Raw genomic sequence first — 24,413 nt, forward strand, 5'->3', positions numbered from 1 at the left:
GCTCCCCTGCATCGGCATTAACCCCTCGGTTAGTCCGATCATACCGCCCGGGCCACTGCTTTTCAGCCGCGAGGCCGGTGGCAGCCGCGAGGCGATGCGCTAACATTGCGCCCCGTTCCCGAACGAGCGAGAGCAAAAAGTGCCCCAGGACAGAACCCCCGTCATCGTCGGCGCCGGCCAGTACACCCAGAAGGACGTGGCTCCCGAGGACGCCCTGCCCCCCATGGGCATCGCCGCCGAGGCGGCCCGCGCCGCCATAGCTGCCGCGGGCGCGAAGGGCGACCTGGCCGCCGCCCTGGATACCATCGCCGTCACCCGCACCTTTTCCGACTCCACGCCCCGGCGCAGTCACGACCACGGCCGCGCCACGAACCCGCCCCGCAGTCTCGCCCGGGACATCGGCGCCGACCCCGACCGCGCCGTCTACTCCGAGGCGGGCGGCGAGGTGCCCCAGCGCTACGTCAACGAGTACGCCGGGATGATCGCCAGCGGCGAGGCAGACGCCGTGCTGCTCGCCGGCGGCGAGGCGATCGCCACCGAGAAGGCGGCGCGCCGGGCCGGCCTCACCCTGCACTGGCAGGACGAGGTGGACGGCCAGCTGGACGACAAGGGCTTCGGCGTCCTGTTCGTGGACCCCCGCGAACTCGCCCACGGCATCGGCTTCCCGGTGCAGACCTATCCCCTGTTCGAACAGGCCATCCGCGGCCGGCGCGCGCGCAGCGTCTGCGACCACCTGGCCGCCATGGGACGGCTGCTGAGCCCGTTCACCGCCGTGGCCGCCGAGAACCACTACGCCTACTTTCCGCGCCGGCGCAGCGCCGAGGAGATTGCCACGCCGTCCGCCGAGAACCCGTTCATCGGCTTCCCGTACACGTTGCTGATGAACGCCCGGGACGGCGTCGACCAGGGCGCGGCGCTGGTGCTCACCTCCGCGGGCAAGGCCGACGCACTCGGCATCCCGGAGGAAAACCGTGTCTACCTGCACGGCTGCGCCGACCTGCGCGACAAGCTGCTGGTGGGCGACCGGGTCAACTACCACAGCTCGCCCGCGATCCGGCTGGCCGGCACCGAGGCGCTGGCAATGGCCGGCATCGGCATCGACGACATCCGCTATCTCGACCTCTACAGCTGTTTCCCGTCCGCGGTGGAAGCGGCGGCCGAGGCGCTCGGCATCGCCGAGGACGACTCGCGCGGCCTCACCCTCACCGGCGGCCTCCCGTACTTCGGCGGCCCGGGCAACAACTACACCATGCACGCCATCGCCGAAGCGTGGACGCGCTGCCGCGACAACCCGGACGAATACGCGCTGGTGAACGGCAACGGCGGCTATCTCACCAAGCACTCCATCGGCATCTACTCCGCCCGGCCGCTCGAGGGCGCCTGGCAGCGGCCGGATGCCGCCACCCTACAGCAGCAGATCGATGCGATGGAAAGTCCGGCCCGTGAGCACAGGCCCGAAGGCCGGGGCACCATCGAGACCTATACGGTGGTGTTCGGCCGGGAGGGCGCCGAGCGCGGCATCGTCATCGGCCGGCTGGATGACGGCGGAGCCCGGTTCATCGCCAACACGCCGGCCGATCCGGCACTGCTGACCCGCATGATCGAGGAGGAGTTTCTGGGCCGGGGCGGCAGCGTGGCGGCGGGCGACGTGGTCAACACGTTCACACCCGACTAGTGCGCGCCCGGTTGGCGGCGTGCGACAGGGCGAGCTCGATTGCGCGTCAGCCGAGCGGCAGCCGACCGGCCGCCAATAGTCAGCCGCTCATCAGCCGCCGGGCACGGTCGCACGGAACACGGTGGCCGGCGCCCCCGTCCGCAGCGAGTACGGCACGCCGGCCGGCGCGAACAGGCTCTCGCCCCGGGCGAGCCCGAGCAGCCTGCCGCCGCTCTCCACGGTGAGGTCGGCGTCCGCGGCGGTCACGATCAGGATGTCCGCGCCGTGCGCGCGTCCGCCGTGCCACTCGCCGCCGGAAGGCAGGTCGATGCGGCGGAGTTCGAACTCGTCGGCCGGCGTGCGATAGACCGACTCCACGCCGTCACGCTCGCCGCGGATCACCTCCGCTGCGCCGCCCTCGAAGGTGACCACGTCCAGCAACTCGTCCACGTCCACGTGCTTCGGCGTGAGACCGCCGCGCAGCACGTTGTTGGAATTGGCCATGAGTTCCATGCCGGTGCCGCGCAGGTAGGCATGCAGGTTGCCGGCCGGCAGGTAGATGCCCTCGCCGGGGGCGAGCCGCATCAGGTTCAGCAGCCACACCGAGAACAGGCCCCGGTCGTGATGACCGTCACGGGAGAACTGCCGGTCCGCCTCCAGCGTCCAGTAGCCACGCTCCCCGGGATCCGCCGGAGCCTCGCGGCGCAGCCGGTCCACCAGCGGTGCCAGCGCGGCGTCCACCACACCCTGTCCGGCGGTCATCAGCCGGCGGTAGAGCGCCTGCAGCCCCGCGGGCGTGGGCTCGAACTCCGCGAACAGCGGCGCGAACTCCGGCACCTCCCGGGGCAGCGCCGCGATCTCCGTCAGCGGCCGGAAACCCCGCAGCGCGAAGAACTCCGTCACCGCCACCAGGGCCTCGGGCTTGTGGTTCATGTCTTTGTAGTTGCGATGAGGCGCCGACAGGGGAATGCCGGAGGCCTCCTCGCGGGCATAGCCCTCCTCGGCCTGCTCCCGCGTGGGATGCGCCTGGATGGACAGCGGCACCGCCGCGGAGAGCACCTTGAAAAGATAAGGCAGCCCGCCATAACGGCGCGCCGTCGCCTCGCCGAGCACGCGGCCGGGGCAGGCTGCCACCAGGCGGTCGAGCCCGACGGTGCCTGAGCCGAGCTCCACCTCGGACGGCCGATCCGGATGGGCGCCCAGCCAGAGTTCGGCGTACGGCTCGCCCTCCGCGTTGGGCTCGCCTATCAGGTCCGGGATGAAATCGGTGCTGCCCCAGGCATAGTGCTGCACGCCGCCGTGCAGACGCAGCACGCCCGGTCCCTGGCAGTAGTCAGTCAGGTCGCTCATTGCCGCCGTTCTCGCCGCCGCCTTTGCCCGCGTCCTTGCCAGCACCCTTGCCCGCGCCCTTGCCCGCACCCGCGGGATTCTTCGCCGACTCGCCCGCGGGCTTCGTGTGCAGCCGGTTCATCGCCTGCTGCATGCCCTTCTCGAGCAGCGCCGGCATCACGTCGGCGGCCCGGTCGACGGCATCGCGGATTGGCCGCTCCTCGCCGGCCGGCGCACGGCGCAGCACGTAGTCGGTGACCTCGTCCCGGTGCCCGGGATGGCCGACGCCGATGCGCAGCCGCGGGTATTCGGGACCGATGTGCCGGGAGACGTCCCTGAGACCATTGTGGCCGCCGTGGCCGCCGCCCTCCTTCAGCCGCACGGTGCCGGGCGGATGATCCAGCTCGTCGTGGGCCACCAGAATCTCGCCTGGCTTCAGCCGGTAGTAGTCCATGAAGGCGCGCACCGGCCCGCCGCTGCGGTTCATGTAGGAGTGCGGCTTCACGAGCCACAGCTCCCCGCCGTCCACCCGCACGCGGCAGACCTCGGCGTCGAAGCGCTTGTGGTAGGCAAAGCTGCCGCCGTGGCGCCGGGCCAGTTCGTCGACGAACCAGAAGCCCGCGTTGTGGCGGGTGTCTGCGTAACGCTCGCCCGGGTTGCCCAGGCCGACGATCGCCTTCACGGGAGGATAGTCCATGGCTTCGGCATGTTAGCGCGATTCGCGGTGTTCACAAGAAACGCACACAAGAAAAAGGCCGCACGCGGCGGCCTTTTCCGTGGGCACGAAATGAGCGGATCAGTCTTCCTTCGAAGACTCGCCTTCGCCCTCGTCCTCGTCCTCTTCGCCGACCCGGGGCACTTCGCCGGCCTCCGGCTCCTCGGCTTCCTCGCCTTCCTCTTCCTCGACCACCTGACGCGGCATGTGGATGGAGACGATTACCTGGTCCTCGGCGTCTTCCTGGGCCAGTTCGACGATCTCGACACCCTCGGGCACCTTGATGTCGGAGAGATGCAGCATCTCGTCCATGCCGAGCTCGGCCACGTCCACCTCGATGTACTCGGGCAGGTCCTTGGGCAGGCAACTGACCTCCACCTCGTTGTACTGGCGGAACAGCACGCCGCCTTCCAGCTTCACGCCCTTCGCCGATTCCTCGTTGAGGTAGTGGATCGGGACGTTCATACGGATGGCCTCGCCGGCCACGATGCGCTGCAGATCCAGATGCAGGATCTTGTTCTTCGCCGGGTGGCGCTGGATGTCCTTGAGGATGACTTCCTGGGCCTTGTCACCCACCTTCACCACAAGCACGCTCGAGTAGAAGCGCTCGCTCTCGGACTGCTGCAGGACCTTGTCGTGGTCCAGGGTGATGGCCCTCGGCGGCCGGTCGCCGCCATATACGATTGCGGGGAGCTTACCTTCGCGACGCAGGCGGCGGCTCGCACCCTTTCCCTGGTCTTCCCGGTACTCCGCAACCAGATCGTACTCTTCTTTCATGAGCTTTCTCCGGTCGGATGAAAATTCGCCGGAGAGCCTTGCGACCAGGCCCGCCGGCGGACCCCTCGACGAGGGGGCGCGAATAATACCGGAAGACGGCAGCTTTGTGTAGGAGGGCCTTCAGGCCCGATCCGGCCCTTCTGACCGCAGCACCCTTCTATCCGCGTAGGCCCGCCAGCGGCCGGACCGGGCTCCGGGGGACGCTCAGTCGGACGTCCTGTCCTCCCTCGCTTCGGCCGGGCCTCCTTCCCGCCGTCATGGCTCCAGTCGGCCCGGACGACCCCCGCAGCCCGGTCCGGCCGCTGGCGGGCCTGTAGCCGAAAGGTCTGGCACCCATCAGCCACCGTATCTGACGGGCAGTTCCTTTACGCCACCGCGAGCATGGCCGTCATGCGGGGGTATCCATCGCCGCGACCTTTTGTCGGGAGCAAGATGGATTCCCCCGCAGGGCGGCCAGGAGAGAAGGAATCGGGCCTGAAGGCCCTCCCACAGCCGGATCGGGCCTGAAGGCCCTCCTACGCGGCTAGTCGAGGTAGAGCGAGCTCACCGATTCCTCGTCGCTGATGCGGCGGATGGTCTCGGCCAGGAGCTCCGCCGTGGAGAGCTGGCGGATACGGGTGCAGGCGGCAGCTTCCTCGGAGAGCGGGATGGTGTCGGTCACCACCATCTCGTCCAGTTCCGAGTTGGAGATGCGCTCCACCGCCGGGCCCGAGAGCACCGGGTGGGTGATGTAGGCGACCACGCGCACGGCGCCCTTCTCCTTCAGCACGGAGGCCGCCTGGCACAGCGTGCCGGCGGTGTCCACCAGGTCGTCGATCAGCACGCAGGTCTTGCCGTCGACGTTACCGATGATGTTCATCACCTCCGCCACGTTCGCGCGCGGACGGCGCTTGTCGATGATGGCGAGATCCGTGTCGTCCAGCCGCTTGGCCAGCGCCCGGGCGCGGACCACGCCGCCGACGTCCGGCGAGACCACCACCTTGTTGGGGTACTTCTGTTTCCAGGCGTCGCCGAGCAGGATGGGCGAGGCGTAGACGTTGTCTACCGGGATGTCGAAGAAGCCCTGGATCTGGTCGGCGTGCAGGTCGACGGTGAGCACCCGGTCCACGCCCGAGGTGGCGATGAGCTTGGCCACGAGTTTGGCGGTGATGGGCACCCGCGAGGCGCGGGGCCGGCGGTCCTGGCGGGCGTAGCCGTAATAGGGGATGACGGCGGTGATGCGCGACGCCGACGCCCGGTGGCAGGCGTCCACCATCACCAGCAGTTCCATCAGGTTGTCGTTGGAGGGCGGACAGGTGGGCTGGACGATGAAGGTGTCCCGGCCCCGGATGTTCTCGAGTATCTCGACGCTGGTCTCGCCGTCGGAGAACTTGCCCACGTGGGCCTTCGCCAGCGGTATGCGGAGATGACGTGCGATATCGGCCGTCAGCTGGGGATGCGCGTTCCCGGAGAACAGCGCCATACTGCGAATATCCACCGAATCCTCCCTTTTGCCCGTCTGTGACTCTTTGTTATTGCTCTTCTTGACGGGCCCAGTCCCTCTATGCCCGGCGACGATGGCTGGGGTGGCAGGATTCGAACCTGCGAATCACGGGATCAAAACCCGTTGCCTTACCGCTTGGCTACACCCCAGAAACCCGACCGCCGCCCCCCGACGGGGGCCCTGCGGCGCGGCTCGAAGGCGGAGGCCGCCCCCAGCCGCGCCGACGCGCGCATTGTCCCGGGCCTCCCCGGGGGTGTCAACGCGACACCTCAGCGCACCGCGCGGGGCCCGAAATTCCACTCCTTCACCACGATGGTGAGGCGGATATCCGCGCTGCGCGCCCGTATCCGGTAGGGCAGCATCACCCCGGCGGCGGCACGGTATTCCGGATACTCCACCTGCCAGCCGGCCTGCTGCAGCCGGGCCAGCCAACCCTCCGCCGCCACCTCGGTGTCCGCGGGGCGGGCCGGGTCCGGCAGTCCGCGCAGCCACCAGGACAGGCTCGCCACCGGGATGGACCAGCCGTAGATCTGGCGCAGCTCCTCCTCCGGCCGGGTCAGGGCCACGGTGCTGCCATCCGAGGCGGTGAGGATCAGCCCGTCCGGGCCGCCTTCCAGCCGGATGCCGCCGGCGCCAAGCGGGCCACGTATGGACACCGTGACCTCGCCATCGTCCTGGCGCCAGTCCAGGCTGCCGCTCTCGGCCTGGTCGCCGGCCACCACGGCGATGCGCCCGCCAGCGCGCCAGGCCTCCACCGCACCCAGCACTGCCTTGCGCTGCTCCCAGCTCTCCAGCGGCGGCAGGGTCAGGGTGGGCCGGGCCGCGCAGCCCGCCAGCAGCAGGCCGACGAGGCCGAGCGCAGCCAGTACGGGCAGACGGGGCACGGCGGAATCAGCCCTCGGTGCTCTCGGACGCTTCCATCAGGCGCTGCAGCGTATCGCGCAACGGTTCGCTGCCGGGGAACTCGTCGTAGGCCTCCTGCAGGATGTCGCGGGCCTCCTCCCGTCGGCCGAGCGCCCAGAGGGTCTCGCCGAGGTGGGCGGCCACTTCCGGGTCGCGGATCATGTCCCAGGCACGTTCCAGGTACGGCAGCGCCTCCTCGGGCTCGCCCTGGCGGAACAGCACCCAGCCCATACTGTCGATGATGGCCGCGTTATCCGGTTCTTTCTCGAGGGCGCGCTCGATGAGCTTGCGGGCCTCCTTCAGGCGGTCCGTGCGGTCCGCCAGGGTATAGCCCAGCGCATTCAGCGCCGTGGCGCTCTCCGGGCGCAGCGCCAGCGCCTCGCGGTAGCCCTCGACGGCGGCGTCCGTCTCGCCGCGGGCCAGCTCCACCTCGGCACGGCTCAGCAGCAGCCCGAGCGACGGCGGCTTGGCCGCCAGGATCTCGTCGTAGGCTTGCAGCGCCTCCTCGTAGCGCTCCATGGCCTCCAGCAGCTGGGCTTCGGTGAAGCGCACGTCCAGCGCCTGACGCGGATTGCGCCGGGCGAACCGCTCCAGCTGGGAGAGCGCGCCGTCCGCCTGGCCCAGACGGGTCAGGATGATGCTCACCCGCTGCTGGGCGGCGAGCTGCAGGCCGCCTTCGCCCACCTGGGAGTACAGGCGCATGGCCTGCAGCCAGTCCTCGCGCTCCTCGGCGATCGTGCCCAGATAAAAGAGTGCCTCGTGGGTATGCTCGCCGCTCTTCAGCAGTTCCGAGAAATCCGTCCAGGCGGCGTCGTAGTCGCCCTGCTGCAGGCTGATGAGTGCCGTGGCACGCCAGGCATCCGCCTGCTCGGGCTCGTCCTGCAGCACCCGGTTCACCACGGTGCGCGCCTCGTCGGGCCGGTCCGCGCCGGCGAGGAACAGGGCGTAGTCCAGCCGCAGGTCCAGATCTTCGGCATCCGCCAGCGGCGCGGCGGTCTCCAGCGCCGCCTCGGTCTGCTCGTCCGCCTCCAGCGCGCGGGCCAGCAGCAGCGTGGCGCGAGGTTCCTCCGGCGCGAGTTCCCTGGCCCGACGGGCGTAGGCGATCGCGGTCTCCGCTTCACCGGCGCGCAGGGCCGCGCTCGCCGCGGTGGCCTGGGCGTAGGCATTGTCTTCGTAAGCATCGGCGAGGCGCTCGGCCACGGCGAACGCGTCCTCGGGGTGGCCTTCCTCCATCAGTATGGTGACCAGCTCGCGGAAAGCGGCGTCGTCGGCACCGTCGGCGGCGGCGGCCTCCTGCAGGTGCCGCGCGGCCTGCTCCACCTGCTGGTGCTGCAGCGCCAGCCGGCCGGCGTAGCGCCGGGCTTCGGCCTCCTGCAGCGCGAGCTCCACCCAGCGCTGCGCGGCCTCGTAGGCGACGCGGTCATAGCCGTACTCGAAGGCCGTGCGGGTCGCCTGGCTTGCGGTCTCTACCGACTCCCCGGCCCGTGCCGCCTTCAGGTATTCTTCGACCCCCGTGGCGTTCTCGCCCCGCTGCAGGGCGATCTCGGCCATGAGTATGTGGTAGGTTCGATCCTGCCCGTCGGTGGACTCGGGGGCCGGTTGCGGGGTGCCGGCGCAGCCCGCCGCAAAGGCGGCCAGCAACAGAATCTGCAGCGTGGCGAGGGCGGGGACCCCGCCTCGACGCGGGAGGGTATGTGTGTCTAGCATTCGGAAATCTCTGTCGGTGACCCGGTGGGCCGCTTCGGGCAGATCACCGGCAGTTCGCTTATCATAAGCGCTGCGTGAACCAATCCGAATTATCGATTCCTTCAGATGCCGTTTTTCATCCTGGGCATTAACCATAACACGGCCCCGGTCGATATCCGTGAGCGGATCGTGTTCGACGAGACCGTGCTGCCCGATGCGCTGAACGAATCGGGTTCGCTGCCCGGCGTCAACGAGAACGTGATCGTCTCCACGTGCAACCGCACGGAGATCGTCTGCGACCTGGAGAGCGAGGCCGAGACCGGTCTCGTCCAGTGGCTGCACAACTTCCACGGCATGGACGACCGCCTCGCCGAGTGCCTGTTCCAGGCCCGGGACGAGGCCGCCGCACGGCACCTGTTCCGCGTGGCCTGCGGGCTGGATTCTGTCATCCTCGGCGAGCCCCAGATCACCGGCCAGCTGAAGGACGCCTTCCGCCATGCCCAGGGCCACGGCCGCGCCGGACCGCGGCTCACCCGCCTCTTCCAGCACGCCTTCTCGGTGGCGAAGAAGGTGCGCACCGACACCACCATCGGCTCCAGCCCTGTCTCGGTGGCCTACGCCGCCGTGTCGCTCGCCCGCCAGATCTTCTCCCGCTTCGACAAGCACACGGCGCTGCTGGTCGGCGCGGGCGAGACCATCGAGCTGGTTGCGCGCCATCTGCACGGCCACGGCATCGGCCGCCTGTTCATCGCCAACCGCAGCCTGCCCCGGGCGCGCGCGCTTGCCGCCGAGTTCGGCGGTTTCGCACTGCCGCTCTCCGAACTGCCCGGCACCCTGCCCGAGGCCGACATCCTGATCACCTCGACGGCGAGCCCCGACCCGCTGATCTCCGCCGCCGACATGAAGCGCGCGCTGGAGCTCAGGAAGCGCAAGCCCATCTTCGCCTGCGACATCGCCGTGCCGCGGGACATCGAGCCCGAGGTCGCGAACTTCGAGGACGTCTACCTCTATACCGTCGACGACCTGCAGGGCGTGATCAACGACGGCCTGCAGAGCAGGAAGGCGGCCGCCGACGAGGCCGAGCGCATCATCGAGTTCGAGCTGGAGCGCTTCCGCAACGCCGAGCGGGTGCTGGACGCCGTGCCCATCATCAAGTCCATCCGCGGCCGCGGCGAGGAGCTGAAGCAGGAAGTGCTCGAGCAGGCCATGCGCCGGCTGGCGAACTCCGGCGACCCGGAGGCGGCGCTCCGGTTCCTGGCCTCCACGCTCATGAACAAGATGCTGCACAAGCCCAGCGAACGGCTGCGCCAGGCGGGTGAGGAGTCGGACGAGGCCATCATGCTCTCGGCCCGGGAACTCTTCGGCCTGAACGACGGCAAGAAGAACCGTTCCTGAGGCCGGCCGCCGCGACGGCCCTCCCCCGTGAAAGACAGCATCGAACAAAAGCTCCAGGGTCTCGCCGACCGGTTCGAGGAACTCGCCGGCCTGCTCGCCGACCCGGACGTCATCTCGGCCCAGGACCGCTTCCGGGACTATTCCAAAGAATACGCGCAACTCGAGCCGGTGATGACCCTGTTCCGCCGCTACCGCGAACTCGTGGGCGACCTGGCCGCCGCCGAGGAGATGGCGAAGGACGCCGACGCCGACATGCAGGCCATGGGCCGCGAGGAAATCGAGCGGCTGGAGGCCGAACGCGAGACCCTCGAGCGCGAACTCGAGCTCGCCCTGGTGCCGAAAGACCCGAAGGACGAGAGCGACGTCTACCTCGAGATCCGCGCCGGCACCGGCGGCGACGAGGCGGCCATCTTCGCCGGCGATCTGTTCCGCATGTACTCCCGCTACGCGGAGGACAAGGGCTGGCGCGTCGAGGTGCTCTCCGCCAGCGAGGGCGAGCACGGCGGCTACAAGGAGATCATCTGCAAGGTGAGCGGCCGCAACGTCTACGCGCAGATGAAGTTCGAGTCCGGCGCCCACCGGGTGCAGCGGGTACCGGAGACCGAGTCCCAGGGGCGCATCCACACCTCCGCCTGCACGGTGGCCGTGCTGCCCGAGGCGGAGGAAGTCGGAGAGATCGAAATCAATCCCTCGGAGCTGCGGGTGGATACCTACCGGGCGTCCGGCGCCGGCGGCCAGCACGTGAACAAGACCGATTCCGCCGTGCGCATCACCCACCTGCCCACCGGCATCGTGGTGGAGTGCCAGGACGAGCGCTCCCAGCACAAGAACCGGGCGCGAGCGCTGTCGCTGCTGCAGGCGAAGCTGGTGGCCGCCGAGGAAGAGGCGCTGGCCACCGAGCGCGCCGAGACCCGCAAGCTGCTGGTGGGTTCCGGCGACCGCTCCGAGCGCATCCGCACCTACAACTACCCCCAGGGCCGCGTGACCGACCACCGCATCAACCTGACTCTCTATAAACTGGACGAAGTGCTGCAGGGCAGCCTGGATCAGGTCATCGACCCGCTCACCCGGGAATACCAGGCCGACCAGCTCGCGGCGCTCACCGAGCACTGAGGGAGGACGCCAGGATGGACGCGCGGCAACTCATCGACGCCATCGGCACCACGCCGCTGATCCGGCTGAACCGGGCATCCGAGGCCACCGGTTGCGAGATCCTGGGCAAGGCCGAGTTCATGAACCCGGGCGGCTCGGTGAAGGACCGGGCGGCGCTCGGCATGGTGCGCCGCGCCCAGGCCACCGGGGAACTGAAGCCCGGCGGCACCATCATCGAGGGCACCGCGGGCAACACCGGTATTGGATTGGCCATGGTCGGGAACGCTCTGGGCCATCCGAGCATTATTGTGATGCCGGATACCCAGAGCAGAGAGAAGATCGATACGCTGCGGGCCTACGGCGCCGACGTCCGGCTCATCCCCGCCGTGCCCTTCCGGGACCCGAACCACTTCGTCCACGTCTCCGGCCGCATGGCCGACGACATGAACGCGAAGGAACCGGGCAGCGCCTTCTGGCCGAACCAGTTCGACAACACCGCCAACCGGGACTTCCACGCCGAGACCACCGGCCCGGAGATCTGGGACCAGACCGACGGCGACGTGGACGCATTCATCTGCGCCGTCGGTACCGGCGGCACGCTGGCCGGCGTGTCGCAGTATCTGAAGGCGTGCAAGCCGGAGGTGAAGATCGGCCTCGCCGACCCCGGCGGCTCCGGGCTGTATCACTACTACACCGAAGGCGAGATTCGCATCGAGGGCAGCTCCATCACCGAGGGCATCGGCAACTCACGCATCACGGCCAATCTCGAAGGCGCCGGGATCGACGTGGCCTATCGCATCACCGATGAGGTGGCCATCCCGCTGGTCTACGACATGATCCGCGAGGAAGGCCTGGTACTCGGCGGCTCCAGCGGCATCAACGTGGGCGGCGCCATGGCCATGGCGCGGGAGCTCGGACCCGGCCACACCATCGTGACCGTGCTCTGCGACGGCGCCATGCGCTACCGCGAGCGGCTGTTCAACCGCGCGTATCTGGAGTCGAAAGGGCTGTCATTGCCTGGCTGGCTGGAGACCATGTAGGAGGGCCTTCAGGCCCGATCCCAATCATGACCTACGCCTGGCACGACTTCATCGGCAACGCAGGCGTCGCGCTGATCATCCTCGCCTACCTCCTGCTGCAGCTCGACCGCCTGAGCAGCACCGCCCTCACCTATTCGGTGATGAACGCACTGGGCGCCGCGCTCGTCATCATCTCGCTGTGTTTCGATTTCAATCTGTCCGCATTCGTCATCGAGGCGTTCTGGGTGGTGATCAGCCTGGTCGGAATCGGACGCTGGTGGATGAGAAGGCAGGCGAGGCGCCCAACGGATCGTAAACTGTGACCGGAACGATCGCGCGACACTCCGATCAGCGCCGGGGACAATGATCTGCGTGATGAGTATGAGTGGGTAGCGCCACACAGGATGCGGTCCTATCAGTGACCGCGGCAGATACCGGGAGGTAATCGCCATGCAAGCACACGAGAAGATCAGCTACGTCGAGTTTCCCGCCAGGGATCTGGCCGCCACCAAGGCATTCTTCGAACGAGTGTTCGGCTGGTCTTTCGTTGACTATGGCCCGACCTACGCATCGTTCTCGGGTCAGGGCCTCGATGGTGGCTTCTACGAGGCGGACGCCGCTGCATCGACGGACAACGGCAGCGCCCTGATCGTCTTCTACAGCGAGCGCCTGGAGGAGACCCGGGACAAGGTGGAGGCGGCCGGCGGTCGCATCGTCAAGCCGATCTTCTCTTTCCCGGGTGGACGCCGCTTCCACTTCACCGAGCCGAGCGGAAACGAGTTCGCGGTCTGGGGCGAAGACGCTGGCTCATGAAGGTCGTCTGCCCGGAAACATAAGACGACCCTCAGAGGTCCGGCGCCGCGCCCTTGCCCGCATGCTGTGCCTCGATGGCGGCCTTGAGATCGACGTCGAACTGCCGGACGGCGTCGTCGAAGCGCTTCTGATCCATCACGACGACGTTCAGCTCGCCGGCGAGTACCGCGTTGCCTGCCGCCGGCACGATCTCGGCGCGTACCGTGAGGCCGCAGGCACCGTTCCAGCTCATCTGCCGCTGAAACGTCGGCCGCGGACCGTTGACGCAACGCGATCTCAGCGCGCTGTCGCTGGCGGCGATCGGCCGCTGCTGCGCATCGTAGACCCAGCTGTAGGTGACCGTGCCGCGTCGGTGACCCAGGCTGTAATAGCCTTCCTGATTCGCCGCGAGATGGGGCTGGCCGTATTTCTCGACGAGCGCCTCCTGCAGTGACGATACGGTCGGATACTCACTGGCGGAAAAGACCGTCCGCCGCCAGATGATCCCGGCGCGCTCGGCCTGAGGCAGGCCGGTGAAGGCGACGATGAATTCCTCGCTGACATTCTGCAGGAGTTCGAAGCCGTAGCCGCCGTCCTCGCACCCGCCACCGCCCGCCGTACGTGCCTCGGCCGGGCAGATGTCGCCGGCCGCCGCGCGCAGCAGCTGGCGCGTCGGTTGCCCCTGGCTGTTGCGAGCCCAGCTCTCCGCCACGTCGAAGTTGAGGATGTCGCCGCGGCATTCGAGCAGGGCTTCGACGTCGTCGAAGCTCATGCCCGGGCGCAGGTCCGCCACGTCGTCGACGGGCGCTCCCGGGAGACGGGGAGCCATGGCAGCCTTGTGGGGACAGCGGCGGGCGGAGGCCTGCTTGCGGCGTTCCTCGCGAGCCGCTTCCAGCGCGGCGACCTCCGCTGCGGCCGCTTGCAGGGCAGCCGCCTGCTTGCAGGTTCTCGCCACGGCTTCGGTCTTGTCGAGCGCCGCGACCAGCCGGGGGTTGGTCAGTGCGCCCATCGCAATCTGGCCCTGGCCCTCCTCGCTCGCCGCGGCCATCCCTTCGGCGAAGTCGGCCAGTATCGCGAAGGTCTCCTCGTCGAGCTCGGCCAGGAGGGCATCGCCCTGACAGGCGCAAAAGGCTTCCGCATCGCCGCCGGCGACGCAGGCATCGACGAACCGCGCCTTGTCGTTGTTACCGCCGCCGCAGGGAGCGACCAGCACGACGGCTCCCACTGCGGGCAGGAATTTCGTTCTCATGACGCAACCGCCCTGTTCTTCGAATGCGCAACGAATGCGAGTCCCCCGGCCGCGATGAGCAACGCCGTGAAGACGACGGACTGAGCCTGGATGAAGACGGGCAACAGGCCCGCACCCAGCAGCATCCCGCCAGCGAGCGCGAACCGGCTCTTCATGGCGAAGAATGCAGCGGCCAGACCCACCAATGCTCCGATGACGAGGACGAGTGCCGCCGCTCCCATCTTGTCGAGCGACTGACCCTGCGCGGCGGCCATGGACTTGGCGGCCATCCGCTCCAGCTCGCTCATGCCCTCGAGTGCGCTGAGGTCGTTCAGCCAGTTCATGCCCAGGAACCCGGAGGCCAGCGCGCCGAGTACGGCCAGTATGACGATTGCGATTTTCATGTCGTTGTTCCTTCTTCTGTTTCCCCGCTCTGTTCGCGCCTCGTGCGCGGCCTGGGTGGCGGATGGTGCGCGGTGCTCCCCCGATGTGTCCGACCTGCCCCGGCCCGCAACAGGGTGGCGCAGCCCATCGCCGAAACCTTCACGCGTTGCTAACGGATTCCTAACGCGCTAGATTATTTCGGCGGATCAGGGGGTTGTGGCTGCCCACGTGGCGACGCAAGATGCGCGGGACGCGTTGGCGTCCGGGAGAATCCCCCTGGCTGCGTTCCATCTCGGGAGCGAGGCTTCCCATGAGCGATTCGGAGCCGTCACGCCACGGGGCGCTTTACCTCTACCGTTTCGGCGCGGCGGAGTTCGATGAATCGCGGTTCGAACTGCGGGTGGGCGGCCTGCCCGTCGAACTGGAGCGCCGGCCGCTCGAAGTGCTCGGCATCCTGTTGCGCCACGCCGGCGAGGTCGTCACCAAGGAAGAACTGCTCGACACGGTCTGGGAGGGCCGCGTCACCGTCGAGAATGTGCTCGCCAACGCGGTGACCAAGCTCCGCAAGGCCCTGGGCGAGACGAACGCCGGCCTCATTGTGACGAAGGCGCGAGTCGGATACCGCATCGACGGCAAGGTGGAACGCATGGCGACGGGCCGACGCCTCGTCAGCCGGTTCGACCTGGAGACCGACCAGCCGGTACCGGGCCGGCCGAACTTCCGGCTTGTTCACCAGCTGTCCGATAACGGCAGCGAGGTCTGGCTCGCGCGCCATGACAAGACCGGCGAGCACCGGGTCTACAAGTTCAGCCCTGACGGCGAACGGCTCGCCGCTCTCAAGCGCGAGGCCACTCTCTCGCGCGTCATGCGCGAAACGCTCGGCGAGCGCGCCGATATCGCCCGTGTGATCGACTGGAACTTCGAGACCGAACCGTTCTTCCTCGAGTGCGAATATGGCGGGCTGAGTCTGCCCGCCTGGACCGGCGATGACGGCAGACTCGCCGAGCTGCCCGCGGCCGAACGACTGGGTCTCGCCCTGCAGGCGATCGAGGCCGTTGCCGCGGCCCACGACGTCGGCGTGCTGCACAAGGACCTGAAACCGGCCAACATACTGCTCGACGAAGCCGGCGACGGCACCCGGCGGGTCCGACTCACCGATTTCGGCAGCGGCCGCCTGATGGAGCCCGGACGGCTGGACGAGCTTGGGGTGACGCCACTGGGACTCACGCTCGACTCCGTGAGCGATTCGAGCTTCGGCACACCGCTGTACATTGCCCCCGAGATCATCGCCGGCGAGGCGGCGACCATCAAGAGCGACGTGTATTCCCTCGGCGTACTCCTGTACCAGATTCTCGCCGGCGATCTCCGTAAGCCACTCACGACGGGCTGGGAGAGCGATATCGCCGACGAACTCATCGCCGAAGACATCGCCGGGGCGACCGCAGGCAACCCCGCGCAGCGTATCGCCTCTGCGGCCGAACTGGCGCAGCGCCTGCGCCGACTGGAAGAGCGCCGGGCGGAACGCAAACGGGTCGATGATGCCGAATCCCGCGCACTCGCCGCGCAGGTGGCGCTCGACCGTGCGCGCTCGCGCCGACCCTGGGCGCTTGCGGCCGGTATCGTGCTGCTGGTCGGCGTAGCAGCCAGCAGCACGTTATTCCTGCGCGCGAGAGCCGCTCAGCATACGGCGCAGGAACAGGCCGCGCGCGCCGAGGCCACGGCTGCGTTCCTGCGCGACATCATGATCAACGCCGACCCACGGGAGCCCGGAGCCGGTTACGACGCGACCCTGCGCGACGCCCTCTCACACGCCGCCGATCGTATCGAGGCGCGCTTCGCTGCCGACCCCGCCATGGAAGCGACCATCCGCGAGACCGCCGGAGAAATCTACACGGGCCTGCAGGATTTCCGCACCGCCGCGGAACACCGCCGACGCGTTGCATCCCTGTTGGCGACGATGCTCGGTCAAGGTCACCCGCGCACGCTCGAAGCGAGCTACCGGTTCGGCGAATCGCTGGTCAACGCTTCCGCGTATGCCGAGGCTACCGAGGTCATCGACAAGGCGGACGAGGCGGCTGCGGCCTTGCCGGCAGAAAGTGACACCGTCGCCCTGGCCGCCGCACGGGCGCGCGGACGACTGCACCTGATGCAGGCACAGATCGAACCGGCGGTTGCCCACTACGAGGAAGCGCTCGCGTTGCTCGACCGTGTGGCGCCGGATAACGCGCGGGCACGCCACGGCCTCGTCCTCGATCTCGCACAGGGGTATGTCAGAACCGGCCGTCAGGACGAGGCGGTCGAGCTGCTGGAGCAGCTGCAGGATGAAGCGCGCTTCGTCGAGGCAGGCGTCGCCGGTTCGAGCCGTGCGACGGCCCGGCTGCACTACGGCGCTGCGCTGCTGCATGCGGGCCGGCTCGACGAGGCCGAGCCCGTACTCGATCAGGCCATCCCGGCGCTGGCGGAGGCCTTCGGCCCTGCTTCGAACCAGGTGGCCGAGGGCAAGAGCGTGCTCGGCAATCTCTATGCGGCCGGCGGCCGCTGGGCGAAAGCGCTGCCGCTGATCAGCGCCGTCCGCGAGACGGCCTGCGCTGCCCAGGGCCCCGACCATCTGACCTGCGTGATGGCCGGCGGCAACGAAGGGGTCATCCTGGTGCAGGTGGGCGACTCCGCGAGTGCGATCCCGAAGCTGCTCGCTGCCCGCGACGTCTTCGAGCGGATGATGGGCCCCGGGACTCCCGGCGTCCAGGTGATGAATTACTACCTGGCGCAGGGGCTGCTCGATGCAGGCGACGGCCGCGCCGCGTCCGCGCTCATCGACGGCCTCGATCCCGCGCAACTCGCCGCAGGGAGCCCGGGCGACGAATGGCCGGCGCGCATCGATGCGCTCAGAGGCTGGGTGATGCTGCTCGACGGCCGTCAGGAGGAAGGCATTGCACTGCTGCGCAAGACCATCGCGGCCATGGAGCGCGACGGCATGCAGGACTGGATCATCGCGCCGTTCCGACGGGCACTCGGCCAGGCAAGCTGACCGACCTCCGCCCGCACCAGTCACAATCGGCGATGGGCTATACTCGCCGCCAGAAGGGAGAGAGGTCCGGCCGATGTCCGCCGACGGATCGGTATTGCACAACCTGATGCACCGGCGCGTGCCGCAGATTGTCGGCATGTACATCGCGGCGTCGTGGCTGGTCATCGAGCTAGGCGACTGGGTCACCGAGCGCTCCGCCCTGCCGCCGAACCTCACCTCCTATGTGTTCGTCGCCATGCTGGTGATGCTGCCGGCGGTCATCCTGTTCGCCTACAACCACGGCGCGCCGGGCAAGGACCGCTGGACCCGCACCGAGCGGGTGTTCATCCCGCTGAACGCAGCCGTTGCCGTCGGCATACTGTACTTCACGGGTCCGTCGCTGCTGGTGGAGGCGGCCACCGAGACGGTGCAGGTCACGGACGAGACCGGCGCCGTGCGCGAATACGAAGTGGCCCGGCAGGGCTATCATCGGGAGGTGGTCGCATTCTTCTGGGAGAACCGGTCCGGCAACAACGATCTGGACTGGCTGACCTACGGCCTCCCCTTGATGCTCTCCCACGACATGAACCGGGTATCCCCGGTGATCACCGTGGAGACGCCGCTCGATTCCACGTCGATGAAGAACGAACTCCGGGACCGCGGTTACGACACGCTGCGCGACGAACCGCCCGCACTGCGGGTAAAGATCGTGAGAGACCGTCGCAGCGCCGCGTTCGTCACCGGCAGTTTCAGGACCGACGACGACACGCTGATCATCACCGCCACGCTGATCGATGCGGAGAGCGGCGACGAGATCGGCACTCACACGGTATCCGCCGATGACTGGCTGGCCGGCGTCGACGACGTCAGTGAGGCACTCCTGGATTACCTGGACGTTTCGCCAGGCGAGAACCGCAGCGACGACCCGGTCGCGCAGCATCTCAGCCACTCGCTCCAGGCGTTGCGTCACTACACCGCCGGCGTGGTTGCGATCGGCCTGAACAACGACTTCGAGCAGGGCATCGCGGAGCTGAGTCAGGCGCTCGAGGAAGACCCCAATTTCGCCGAAGCCAGCGGCGAACTCTCGGTCTCCTATTACCTGGCAGGCGACATCGAATCCGCGCGTGCCGCCGCGGCGGCGGGCCTCAGGAACAGCTACCGTCTCTCGGAGACCAGCCGGTTCGTACTGAGAGCCAACCGCTACGTCTTCGACGGCGATTACGAACGCGCACTGCGGGTGCTCGACATGTGGACGGAGGTACAGCCGAACAGCACGAAGGCCTACGAGCAGCAGGCACGCCTGGCACGGCTGCAGGGCGGCGACGAGGGACTGGCGAAGGCGCGAGCGGCCTACGACCGGCTGCTGGAGCTGGACCCGCTGGCGGTCAGCGTCTATCGGCAGATGGCGGGCCTGGAACAGCAACGAGGTGACTACGAGGCAGCGGCGAATTACCTGCGGCTGTACCTGGAGAGCCGGCCGGACAGCGCCGGCGCGCACCAACAGCTGGCCGCCGTCTACCAGGCCGCCGGAGAGCTGGACAAGGCCCGGGCATCGCTCGAGGATGCCGCGGTGCTGGCGGACGACCCCCGTGCCTCGGAGCTGGCGCTGGCCCGCATCGAGGCGGCCCGGGGCGACTACGCCGCGGCCGAACAGCGTCTCGCCGCGCAGCTGAGCGACTCGCTCAACCCGGAACAGCGGGTCGAAGTGCTCAGCGCCCAGACCGAGATCGCGCTGGTGCGCGGACAGATCGAACGTGCGCTGGCGCTGCACGCGGAGATCGTCGAACTCAGCAGGACCTTCGTGCCGCCGATGGTGCGCCTGATCAACCTGGAGAATCAGCGCTCCAGCCTGCTGCTGCTGCTCGGACGGTTCGACGAAGCCCTCGCGAACGCCGACGCGATATCCGCACAGCTGCAGCCGCCCTTCGACTCGTTCATGAACTTCACCTACACGGAGATCCACGCGCGCACCGGCGATCGTGAGGCGTTCCGGGAACGCGCGGCGATGAGCCGGCAGTCGATGGGCCAGTACCCCGAAATCTTCAAGTCCTTCATCGCCACGGAGACCGCGAGGATCGCGATCTGGGACGGAGACTTCGAGACAGCCATCCGCGAAGTCGACCGGGCGCGGGAGCTGCTGGACAAATCGATCCTGCAGGTGCTGGTCGGCAACCTTAGCTCCTCGTCGGTGTACGTCGGCATCGCCGAGTTGTACCTTGAGGCCGGCGCGCCGGAGAAGGCACGCGACGTACTCGAGCGCGTGCTGAAAGTGTTCCCTACCTACGGTTTCGCCAAGCTGACGCTGGCCAGAATCCATATCGGCGAGGGTGACCCGGCGCGCGCGAGACCGCTGCTGGAATCCGCGCTGGAAGTCTGGTCGGCTGCCGATGCCGATTACGTGCACCGGCAGGAAGCGGAGGAGTTGCTGGCTAAGCTGTGACGCGGCGAGGGGCCGCGCGGATTCGTGATGTCTGTCGAGATAATGAAACGCATCGGGCTCGGTGTTGCCGCGGCGATCGGCACGCTCTTCCTCATCAGTGCCCTCGGCTCGCTGTTCCCGCCGTTCGACGTCACGCCGCGCGCCGCGATACTCACCAGTGCAGCGATGATATTCGTCGCGGCGCTCGCGGGAACATGGGTCGCGCGCAGGAACTTCGTCGCCCCTGCGGTCTGTCTGTCCTTCACCCTCTGGCTCTTCGTCATCTATATCCTTCATTCGATCGCGACCGTCGCCGGCCAGGGCGATTTCTTCGGCATCGCTGCACAAAATAGCCTGTTCCTGCTGCCGAACGTGGCGGGCGCTCTGGCGGGAGCCATCGTCGGACAACGCCTGGTCCGCCACCGTTGGCGGGATGATCAAGGAGGTCCCTCGTGAAGACCGGTTTCCGATTACTGCAGCTGGCAGCATTGCTGATTGCCGCCGTCGGTTTCTCCCATGTCGCGGCTGCGCAGTCCGACGACGAGGAAGCCGCCGTTGCCGGCGACATCGAAATGGCCTGGATCATATCGGCTGCCGCCCGGGCAGCGATCGAGGAAGTGTGGCGGAACAACCGGTCCTTCCCCGCCGACCGCACAGAGACGGGCATGAGCCCGTCGCCCGCCGATACCCGGACCGGCCCGGTGGCCGCTCTCGACGTCACGGACGGACACGTGTTCGTTACCTTCGGCGGCGAAGCCCATCCGACGCTCCTCGGCAAGACCGTGGTGTTCTCGCCGAGAGTGACGTCGGAACAGAGTATCCAGTGGGTGCGTAATCGTTCGCTGGAGGTACCTGCGGAGGACCGCGACGTCAGCGGTGCGCCGGTCGACGACATCGACTGATGGCCGGCAGTGCCGGAGACTGGCACTATCCCGGCAATGAGCCTCATCGAGACACTGGCCCTCTTCGGCATCATGGCGTCGCTTGCCGCCCTGCCGAGCGCCAGTGTCGCACTCGTCGTGACCCGGTCGGCGACGTTGGGTGTGGGTAATGGGGTAGCCGTTTCCGCGGGAATCGTTCTGGGTGACGTGGTCTTTATCGGGCTGGCGGTGTTCGGTCTGTCGGTGCTCGCCGAGACCCTCGGCAGCCTGTTCCTGGTCATCAGGTACCTGGGAGCGATATACCTTCTCTGGCTTGGTCTCTCGCTGCTGAGACCGAAACCCGGGACCACCGTCCCGGCGCACGCCGGTAACAGTGGTGGGAGTGTCGCGGCCAGCTTTCTCGCAGGCTTTGCTCTGACCCTGGGGGACGTCAAGGCCATCCTGTTCTATCTCAGCCTTTTTCCCCTGTTCGTTGACTTGTCTGCGCTTCGAGCCGCGGACGTGCTGACGATCGTGTGTATCACGGTCGCGAGCGTCGGCGGCGTGAAGATGCTGTATGCGCTATCGGCCCGAAAGCTGGCGATGATGGCGAGAGAATTAAAGTTCGAAAGCGCAGCCAGGAAGACGGCGGGAACCATCATGCTCGGGGCCGGGAGCTATATCATTGCGAAAGCGTGACTGTGCGCAGCGGCCGCGCACGTCCGCACCCTCATGCGGGGCGGATATGAATGGCCGCTGAGTACGGCGCGACAGCCCGTCGCCTCGGTATCGGATCCGCATCGCTCGTCGCAGCCTTGCTGCTGGCGTACGCCATCACGCTCGCTGCCGGCTTCGCTTCGCTCGAGTCCCGTGACGAGCCAATAGGCGATCCGTATTTCACGCTGCTCGAGGTTCTGATCCTCCTGATGATGCCTGCGATGGTCCTGCTGATGGTCGCGGTTCACTCCTGGGCGCCGGCCCGGCGGAAGGCGCTCAGCCTCGCAGCGGCGATCTTCATGGCCATTGCGGCGGCGCTTACCTGCACGGTGCACTTCGCAATCCTGACTCTGAGTCGGCAGGCGGAGTTTGCGGCGCACGAGAGTCTGCCGCTCCTGCTCTCGTTCGAATGGCCTTCGCTCGCCTACGCCATCGATATTCTGGCCTGGGACGTATTCTTCGCGCTTTCCATGCTCTGTTCCGCCGGCGTGTTCACCGGGAGTCGGCTGGCGCTCTCGATCAGGACGGCGATGCTCGTCAGCGGGCTGCTTGCGTTGGCCGGACTGAGCGGCGTGATTGCCGGCGACATGGCGCTCCGCAACATCGGCATCGCGGGCTATGTGGGCGCGTTCTTCATCGTCGTGCTGCTGCTGGGCGCACTGTTTTACCGCAGCGTACCGGTGACGGCCGAGGACACGGGACGGCCCGGCGCCGAAGCTTGACGTCCTCCCGCAAGGTAAGCTAGGGCGTCCCGCCCCGCTGCCGGGGCCGCTCGAGGAGACACGTCATGAAGATTCTGCGCGTGATTCTTGCCGTCGTCGCCGGTGTGTTCATCGGCGGACTCGTCAACATGGCGCTGGTGATGCTGGGATCGGCGATCGTGCCGGCCCCCGCAGGCGTGGATGTCACGAATACCGAGTCGGTCGCGGCATCCGCTCACCTGTTTCAGCCACGGCATTTCCTGTTTCCCTTCCTCGCGCATGCCGTCGGCACGCTGGTCGGCGCCACCGCGGCGCATCTCTTCGCCGGCAGCCACCGCAACGCGGCCGCGTGGGCCGTCGGCGCGGTGTTCTTCGCGGGCGGCATCGCGGCGGCGCGGATGATACCGGCACCGACCTGGTTCGTGGTCGCCGATCTCGTGCTGGCGTATTTCCCGATGGCGTTCGCGGCGACGAGGATCGGCAGCGCCATCAAACAGGCGGGATGACTGCACGCCGCCGCGGCCCTGCGCCGCAACGCCGCCAAGTTCGCGCCCTGGGAGTTCGGTCATACGGTGGCCCAACAGGCCGTCTATTCCGGGGAAGGCGGCTTCCCGGCCTGGGTGTGGATGCCGGCCGCCGTGGCAGTGGCCGGGCCCGTCTGGTGGCTGGTCACGCTGTCGACCAGCGGACGCACGCCCTATGACCGATGGTCCGGCGCACGAGTGTTGCCGCGGTAATCGCGCTGACCGCCATTCCGCGGAGACAGACGGATCGCCCCTGATCTCCGGCAACGATCCGGCCTGCCATCAACGGGGTATACTCGGGCACACGGGCACCTGACCGCTCAGGCGCCGCGCAGAATAATCAACAACAAACGGGGGACTAATCCTATGTATATCCGCAAGTTATCGCCGGCGGTATTGCTGGCGTTCGCCTTCGCCCTGCCGCTATCCGCGGCGGCGGACAATCACGAATCACCTCCGCCGCTGACCGATGTCTGGATCATGGTGCCGAAGCAAGGGATGGAAACGAAGTTCGAGGCGGCTCTCAAGGCCCATGCACAGTATCGCGTGGACCAGGGCGAGTCGGCCGAGTGGACGATCTATACGCCCGTCGTCGGCGACAAGATGAACATGTACCAGATCCGCTCCTGTTGCCACGACTATGCCGGCATCGACACGATCAACGCCGAGGCCGTGGAGAAGGGCCTGTCGGCGCACTGGAACGAGAACGTACACCAGTACGTCGACCACTATCACCACTACCTCGAGCGCAACGACTGGGAACACAGCCACATGCCGGAGGACGCCGGTCCGTTCCGCTACTACTGGGTCACCAGCTGGAAGTGGAAAACCGGCTCGGGCCCGGGTCCGGACGACGCACGCAAGCGCTTCAGCATCATCGCGAAAGAACAGGGCTGGGCCGACGAGGATCATCAATGGCTCTGGCTGTCGCGGATCGGCGGTGAACCGACGCTGATGCTGGTTACCCCCGCGGAGAACTGGGCGGATATGGAACCGTCGGATCCGTCCTTCTACGAGTTCCTAGCCGGGAAAATGGGCTCTTCGGAGGCCGCCGACGCTCTGTTTGCCGAGTTCGAGTCGGGATTCACCGGCTCCAGCGATACGGTCTGGATGGAACGCGGTGATCTGAGTGCGTCTGCCGAGGACTGATCGACCCGACTGACCAATCCACTGGCATCGCCGGGAGCCCGTACCGTGTCGTGACGCAACATCACGGCAATCCACGCGGTACCGCTCCCGGCGAGTCTGCCCCGGGAGCCGCACAAGTACGAGAGCAAGGCAGCCCAGGATGCGAACCTCGACATGCTGATCGGCTGGATCCGGGACTACACCGAACGGCAAGACGTGTTCTCCTACCACGCGCATCGGGATTTCTACGAACGCTTCGCAGGCGAGAAGCGGATGTATACCGACAACGTTCAGCGGAATGTCCCGCAACGGTAGGCCGATGGCCATCCGACTCAGGGTGAAGGTGGTACCCGGCGCCAGCAGCGCGGGCGTCGTCGGCTGGCTGGGTCCGGTGCTCAAGGTCCGCGTGACGGCAGCGCCCGAGAAGGGCAAGGCGAATGCCGCCGTGACGGCACTGCTCGCCGCGGAGCTCGGACTGTCCCCGGCCGGCGTCAGGATCGTGTCGGGTGGCGGCTCGCCGAACAAGGTCGTCGAGATCGAGGGGGCGAGCGAGGCGGATGTCCTGCGGCAGCTCGGCAAGGCCGGCGACTGAGCAGCCGT

At 67.7% G+C, this 24,413-nt stretch carries 24 protein-coding genes and 1 tRNA gene; 16 read left to right on the forward strand and 9 right to left on the reverse strand.

Going from position 1 to position 24,413, the window contains the following annotated elements:
* Positions 1–139 precede the first annotated feature (139 nt).
* Positions 140–1,675: an acetyl-CoA acetyltransferase gene (locus ACJMK0_RS16655; RefSeq protein WP_405240009.1), complete on the forward strand. Its 1,536-nt coding sequence runs from the start codon at positions 140–142 to the stop codon at positions 1,673–1,675.
* Between the two features lie 90 nt (positions 1,676–1,765).
* On the opposite strand, the gene manA is transcribed toward ACJMK0_RS16655, so the two are convergent.
* From manA to ACJMK0_RS16690, 7 genes are all read right to left on the reverse strand, one after another.
* Positions 1,766–3,004 carry a mannose-6-phosphate isomerase, class I gene (gene manA / locus ACJMK0_RS16660; protein WP_405240011.1) on the reverse strand — a complete coding sequence of 413 codons (1,239 nt, stop codon included), beginning with the start codon at positions 3,002–3,004 and terminating at the stop codon, positions 1,766–1,768.
* On the reverse strand, positions 2,988–3,680 hold the full coding sequence (gene pth / locus ACJMK0_RS16665) for an aminoacyl-tRNA hydrolase (protein WP_405240012.1): 693 nt from the start codon (positions 3,678–3,680) through the stop codon (positions 2,988–2,990). Before pth ends, manA begins: the two co-directional genes overlap by 17 nt.
* Before the next feature lie 99 nt (positions 3,681–3,779).
* Positions 3,780–4,475, reverse strand: coding sequence for a 50S ribosomal protein L25/general stress protein Ctc (locus tag ACJMK0_RS16670; RefSeq protein ID WP_405240014.1), 696 nt, complete (start codon positions 4,473–4,475; stop codon positions 3,780–3,782).
* Positions 4,476–4,998: 523 nt separating this feature from the next.
* Complete coding sequence (locus ACJMK0_RS16675; protein ID WP_405223802.1) at positions 4,999–5,937, reverse strand: ribose-phosphate diphosphokinase; 939 nt, start codon at positions 5,935–5,937, stop codon at positions 4,999–5,001.
* A gap of 95 nt (positions 5,938–6,032) precedes the next feature.
* Positions 6,033–6,107 (reverse strand) — tRNA-Gln (locus tag ACJMK0_RS16680).
* Between the two features lie 120 nt (positions 6,108–6,227).
* Positions 6,228–6,842, reverse strand: coding sequence for a lipoprotein insertase outer membrane protein LolB (lolB, locus tag ACJMK0_RS16685; protein WP_405240016.1), 615 nt, complete (start codon positions 6,840–6,842; stop codon positions 6,228–6,230).
* A gap of 7 nt (positions 6,843–6,849) precedes the next feature.
* A complete protein-coding gene (locus tag ACJMK0_RS16690; protein WP_405240018.1) occupies positions 6,850–8,568 on the reverse strand; it encodes a tetratricopeptide repeat protein in 1,719 nt (572 codons plus the stop codon).
* A 105-nt stretch (positions 8,569–8,673) separates the two neighbouring features.
* On the opposite strand from ACJMK0_RS16690, the gene hemA reads away from it, so the two are divergent.
* The 5 genes from hemA (at position 8,674) to ACJMK0_RS16715 (ending at position 12,866) form a co-directional block, all read left to right on the forward strand.
* A complete protein-coding gene (gene hemA / locus ACJMK0_RS16695) occupies positions 8,674–9,942 on the forward strand; it encodes a glutamyl-tRNA reductase (RefSeq protein ID WP_405240019.1) in 1,269 nt (422 codons plus the stop codon).
* A 27-nt stretch (positions 9,943–9,969) separates the two neighbouring features.
* Complete coding sequence (gene prfA / locus ACJMK0_RS16700; protein WP_405240021.1) at positions 9,970–11,055, forward strand: peptide chain release factor 1; 1,086 nt, start codon at positions 9,970–9,972, stop codon at positions 11,053–11,055.
* Between the two features lie 14 nt (positions 11,056–11,069).
* Positions 11,070–12,074, forward strand: coding sequence for a cysteine synthase A (locus ACJMK0_RS16705; protein WP_405240023.1), 1,005 nt, complete (start codon positions 11,070–11,072; stop codon positions 12,072–12,074).
* A gap of 26 nt (positions 12,075–12,100) precedes the next feature.
* Complete coding sequence (locus ACJMK0_RS16710) at positions 12,101–12,376, forward strand: CBU_0592 family membrane protein (protein ID WP_405240025.1); 276 nt, start codon at positions 12,101–12,103, stop codon at positions 12,374–12,376.
* A gap of 127 nt (positions 12,377–12,503) precedes the next feature.
* Positions 12,504–12,866 (forward strand): VOC family protein, encoded by a 363-nt coding sequence (locus ACJMK0_RS16715; RefSeq protein ID WP_405240027.1) that lies wholly within the window; start codon positions 12,504–12,506, stop codon positions 12,864–12,866.
* A 31-nt stretch (positions 12,867–12,897) separates the two neighbouring features.
* On the opposite strand, the gene ACJMK0_RS16720 is transcribed toward ACJMK0_RS16715, so the two are convergent.
* The gene (locus ACJMK0_RS16720) at positions 12,898–14,094 is read right to left on the reverse strand and encodes a hypothetical protein (RefSeq protein ID WP_405240029.1); all 1,197 of its coding nucleotides are present in this window, start codon (positions 14,092–14,094) and stop codon (positions 12,898–12,900) included.
* Complete coding sequence (locus ACJMK0_RS16725) at positions 14,091–14,477, reverse strand: hypothetical protein (protein ID WP_405240031.1); 387 nt, start codon at positions 14,475–14,477, stop codon at positions 14,091–14,093. The genes ACJMK0_RS16720 and ACJMK0_RS16725 overlap by 4 nt, the downstream gene beginning before the upstream one ends.
* Before the next feature lie 290 nt (positions 14,478–14,767).
* Here ACJMK0_RS16725 and ACJMK0_RS16730 point away from each other — a divergent pair, with 290 nt between their 5' ends.
* From ACJMK0_RS16730 to ACJMK0_RS16775, 10 genes are all read left to right on the forward strand, one after another.
* Positions 14,768–17,485, forward strand: coding sequence for a protein kinase domain-containing protein (locus ACJMK0_RS16730; RefSeq protein ID WP_405240033.1), 2,718 nt, complete (start codon positions 14,768–14,770; stop codon positions 17,483–17,485).
* A 73-nt stretch (positions 17,486–17,558) separates the two neighbouring features.
* Positions 17,559–19,904, forward strand: a complete 2,346-nt coding sequence (locus tag ACJMK0_RS16735; protein WP_405240034.1) for a tetratricopeptide repeat protein — start codon at positions 17,559–17,561, stop codon at positions 19,902–19,904.
* 27 nt (positions 19,905–19,931) lie between these two features.
* On the forward strand, positions 19,932–20,339 hold the full coding sequence (locus ACJMK0_RS16740) for a hypothetical protein (protein WP_405240036.1): 408 nt from the start codon (positions 19,932–19,934) through the stop codon (positions 20,337–20,339).
* Positions 20,336–20,785, forward strand: coding sequence for a pilin (locus ACJMK0_RS16745; RefSeq protein WP_405240038.1), 450 nt, complete (start codon positions 20,336–20,338; stop codon positions 20,783–20,785). The genes ACJMK0_RS16740 and ACJMK0_RS16745 overlap by 4 nt, the downstream gene beginning before the upstream one ends.
* 36 nt (positions 20,786–20,821) lie before the next feature.
* Positions 20,822–21,442, forward strand: coding sequence for a LysE family translocator (locus ACJMK0_RS16750; RefSeq protein ID WP_405240039.1), 621 nt, complete (start codon positions 20,822–20,824; stop codon positions 21,440–21,442).
* Positions 21,443–21,492: 50 nt separating this feature from the next.
* Complete coding sequence (locus ACJMK0_RS16755; protein WP_405240041.1) at positions 21,493–22,182, forward strand: hypothetical protein; 690 nt, start codon at positions 21,493–21,495, stop codon at positions 22,180–22,182.
* A gap of 65 nt (positions 22,183–22,247) precedes the next feature.
* The gene (locus ACJMK0_RS16760) at positions 22,248–22,667 is read left to right on the forward strand and encodes a hypothetical protein (RefSeq protein WP_405240043.1); all 420 of its coding nucleotides are present in this window, start codon (positions 22,248–22,250) and stop codon (positions 22,665–22,667) included.
* A 384-nt stretch (positions 22,668–23,051) separates the two neighbouring features.
* Positions 23,052–23,834: a hypothetical protein gene (locus ACJMK0_RS16765; protein WP_405240044.1), complete on the forward strand. Its 783-nt coding sequence runs from the start codon at positions 23,052–23,054 to the stop codon at positions 23,832–23,834.
* A gap of 153 nt (positions 23,835–23,987) precedes the next feature.
* Positions 23,988–24,128 (forward strand): hypothetical protein, encoded by a 141-nt coding sequence (locus ACJMK0_RS16770; RefSeq protein WP_405240046.1) that lies wholly within the window; start codon positions 23,988–23,990, stop codon positions 24,126–24,128.
* A gap of 4 nt (positions 24,129–24,132) precedes the next feature.
* Complete coding sequence (locus ACJMK0_RS16775) at positions 24,133–24,405, forward strand: DUF167 domain-containing protein (RefSeq protein WP_405240048.1); 273 nt, start codon at positions 24,133–24,135, stop codon at positions 24,403–24,405.
* Positions 24,406–24,413 lie beyond the last annotated feature (8 nt).

Source organism: Lentisalinibacter orientalis (assembly GCF_040706535.1).
In the GTDB taxonomy this organism is placed as follows: domain Bacteria; phylum Pseudomonadota; class Gammaproteobacteria; order Steroidobacterales; family Woeseiaceae; genus Lentisalinibacter; species Lentisalinibacter orientalis.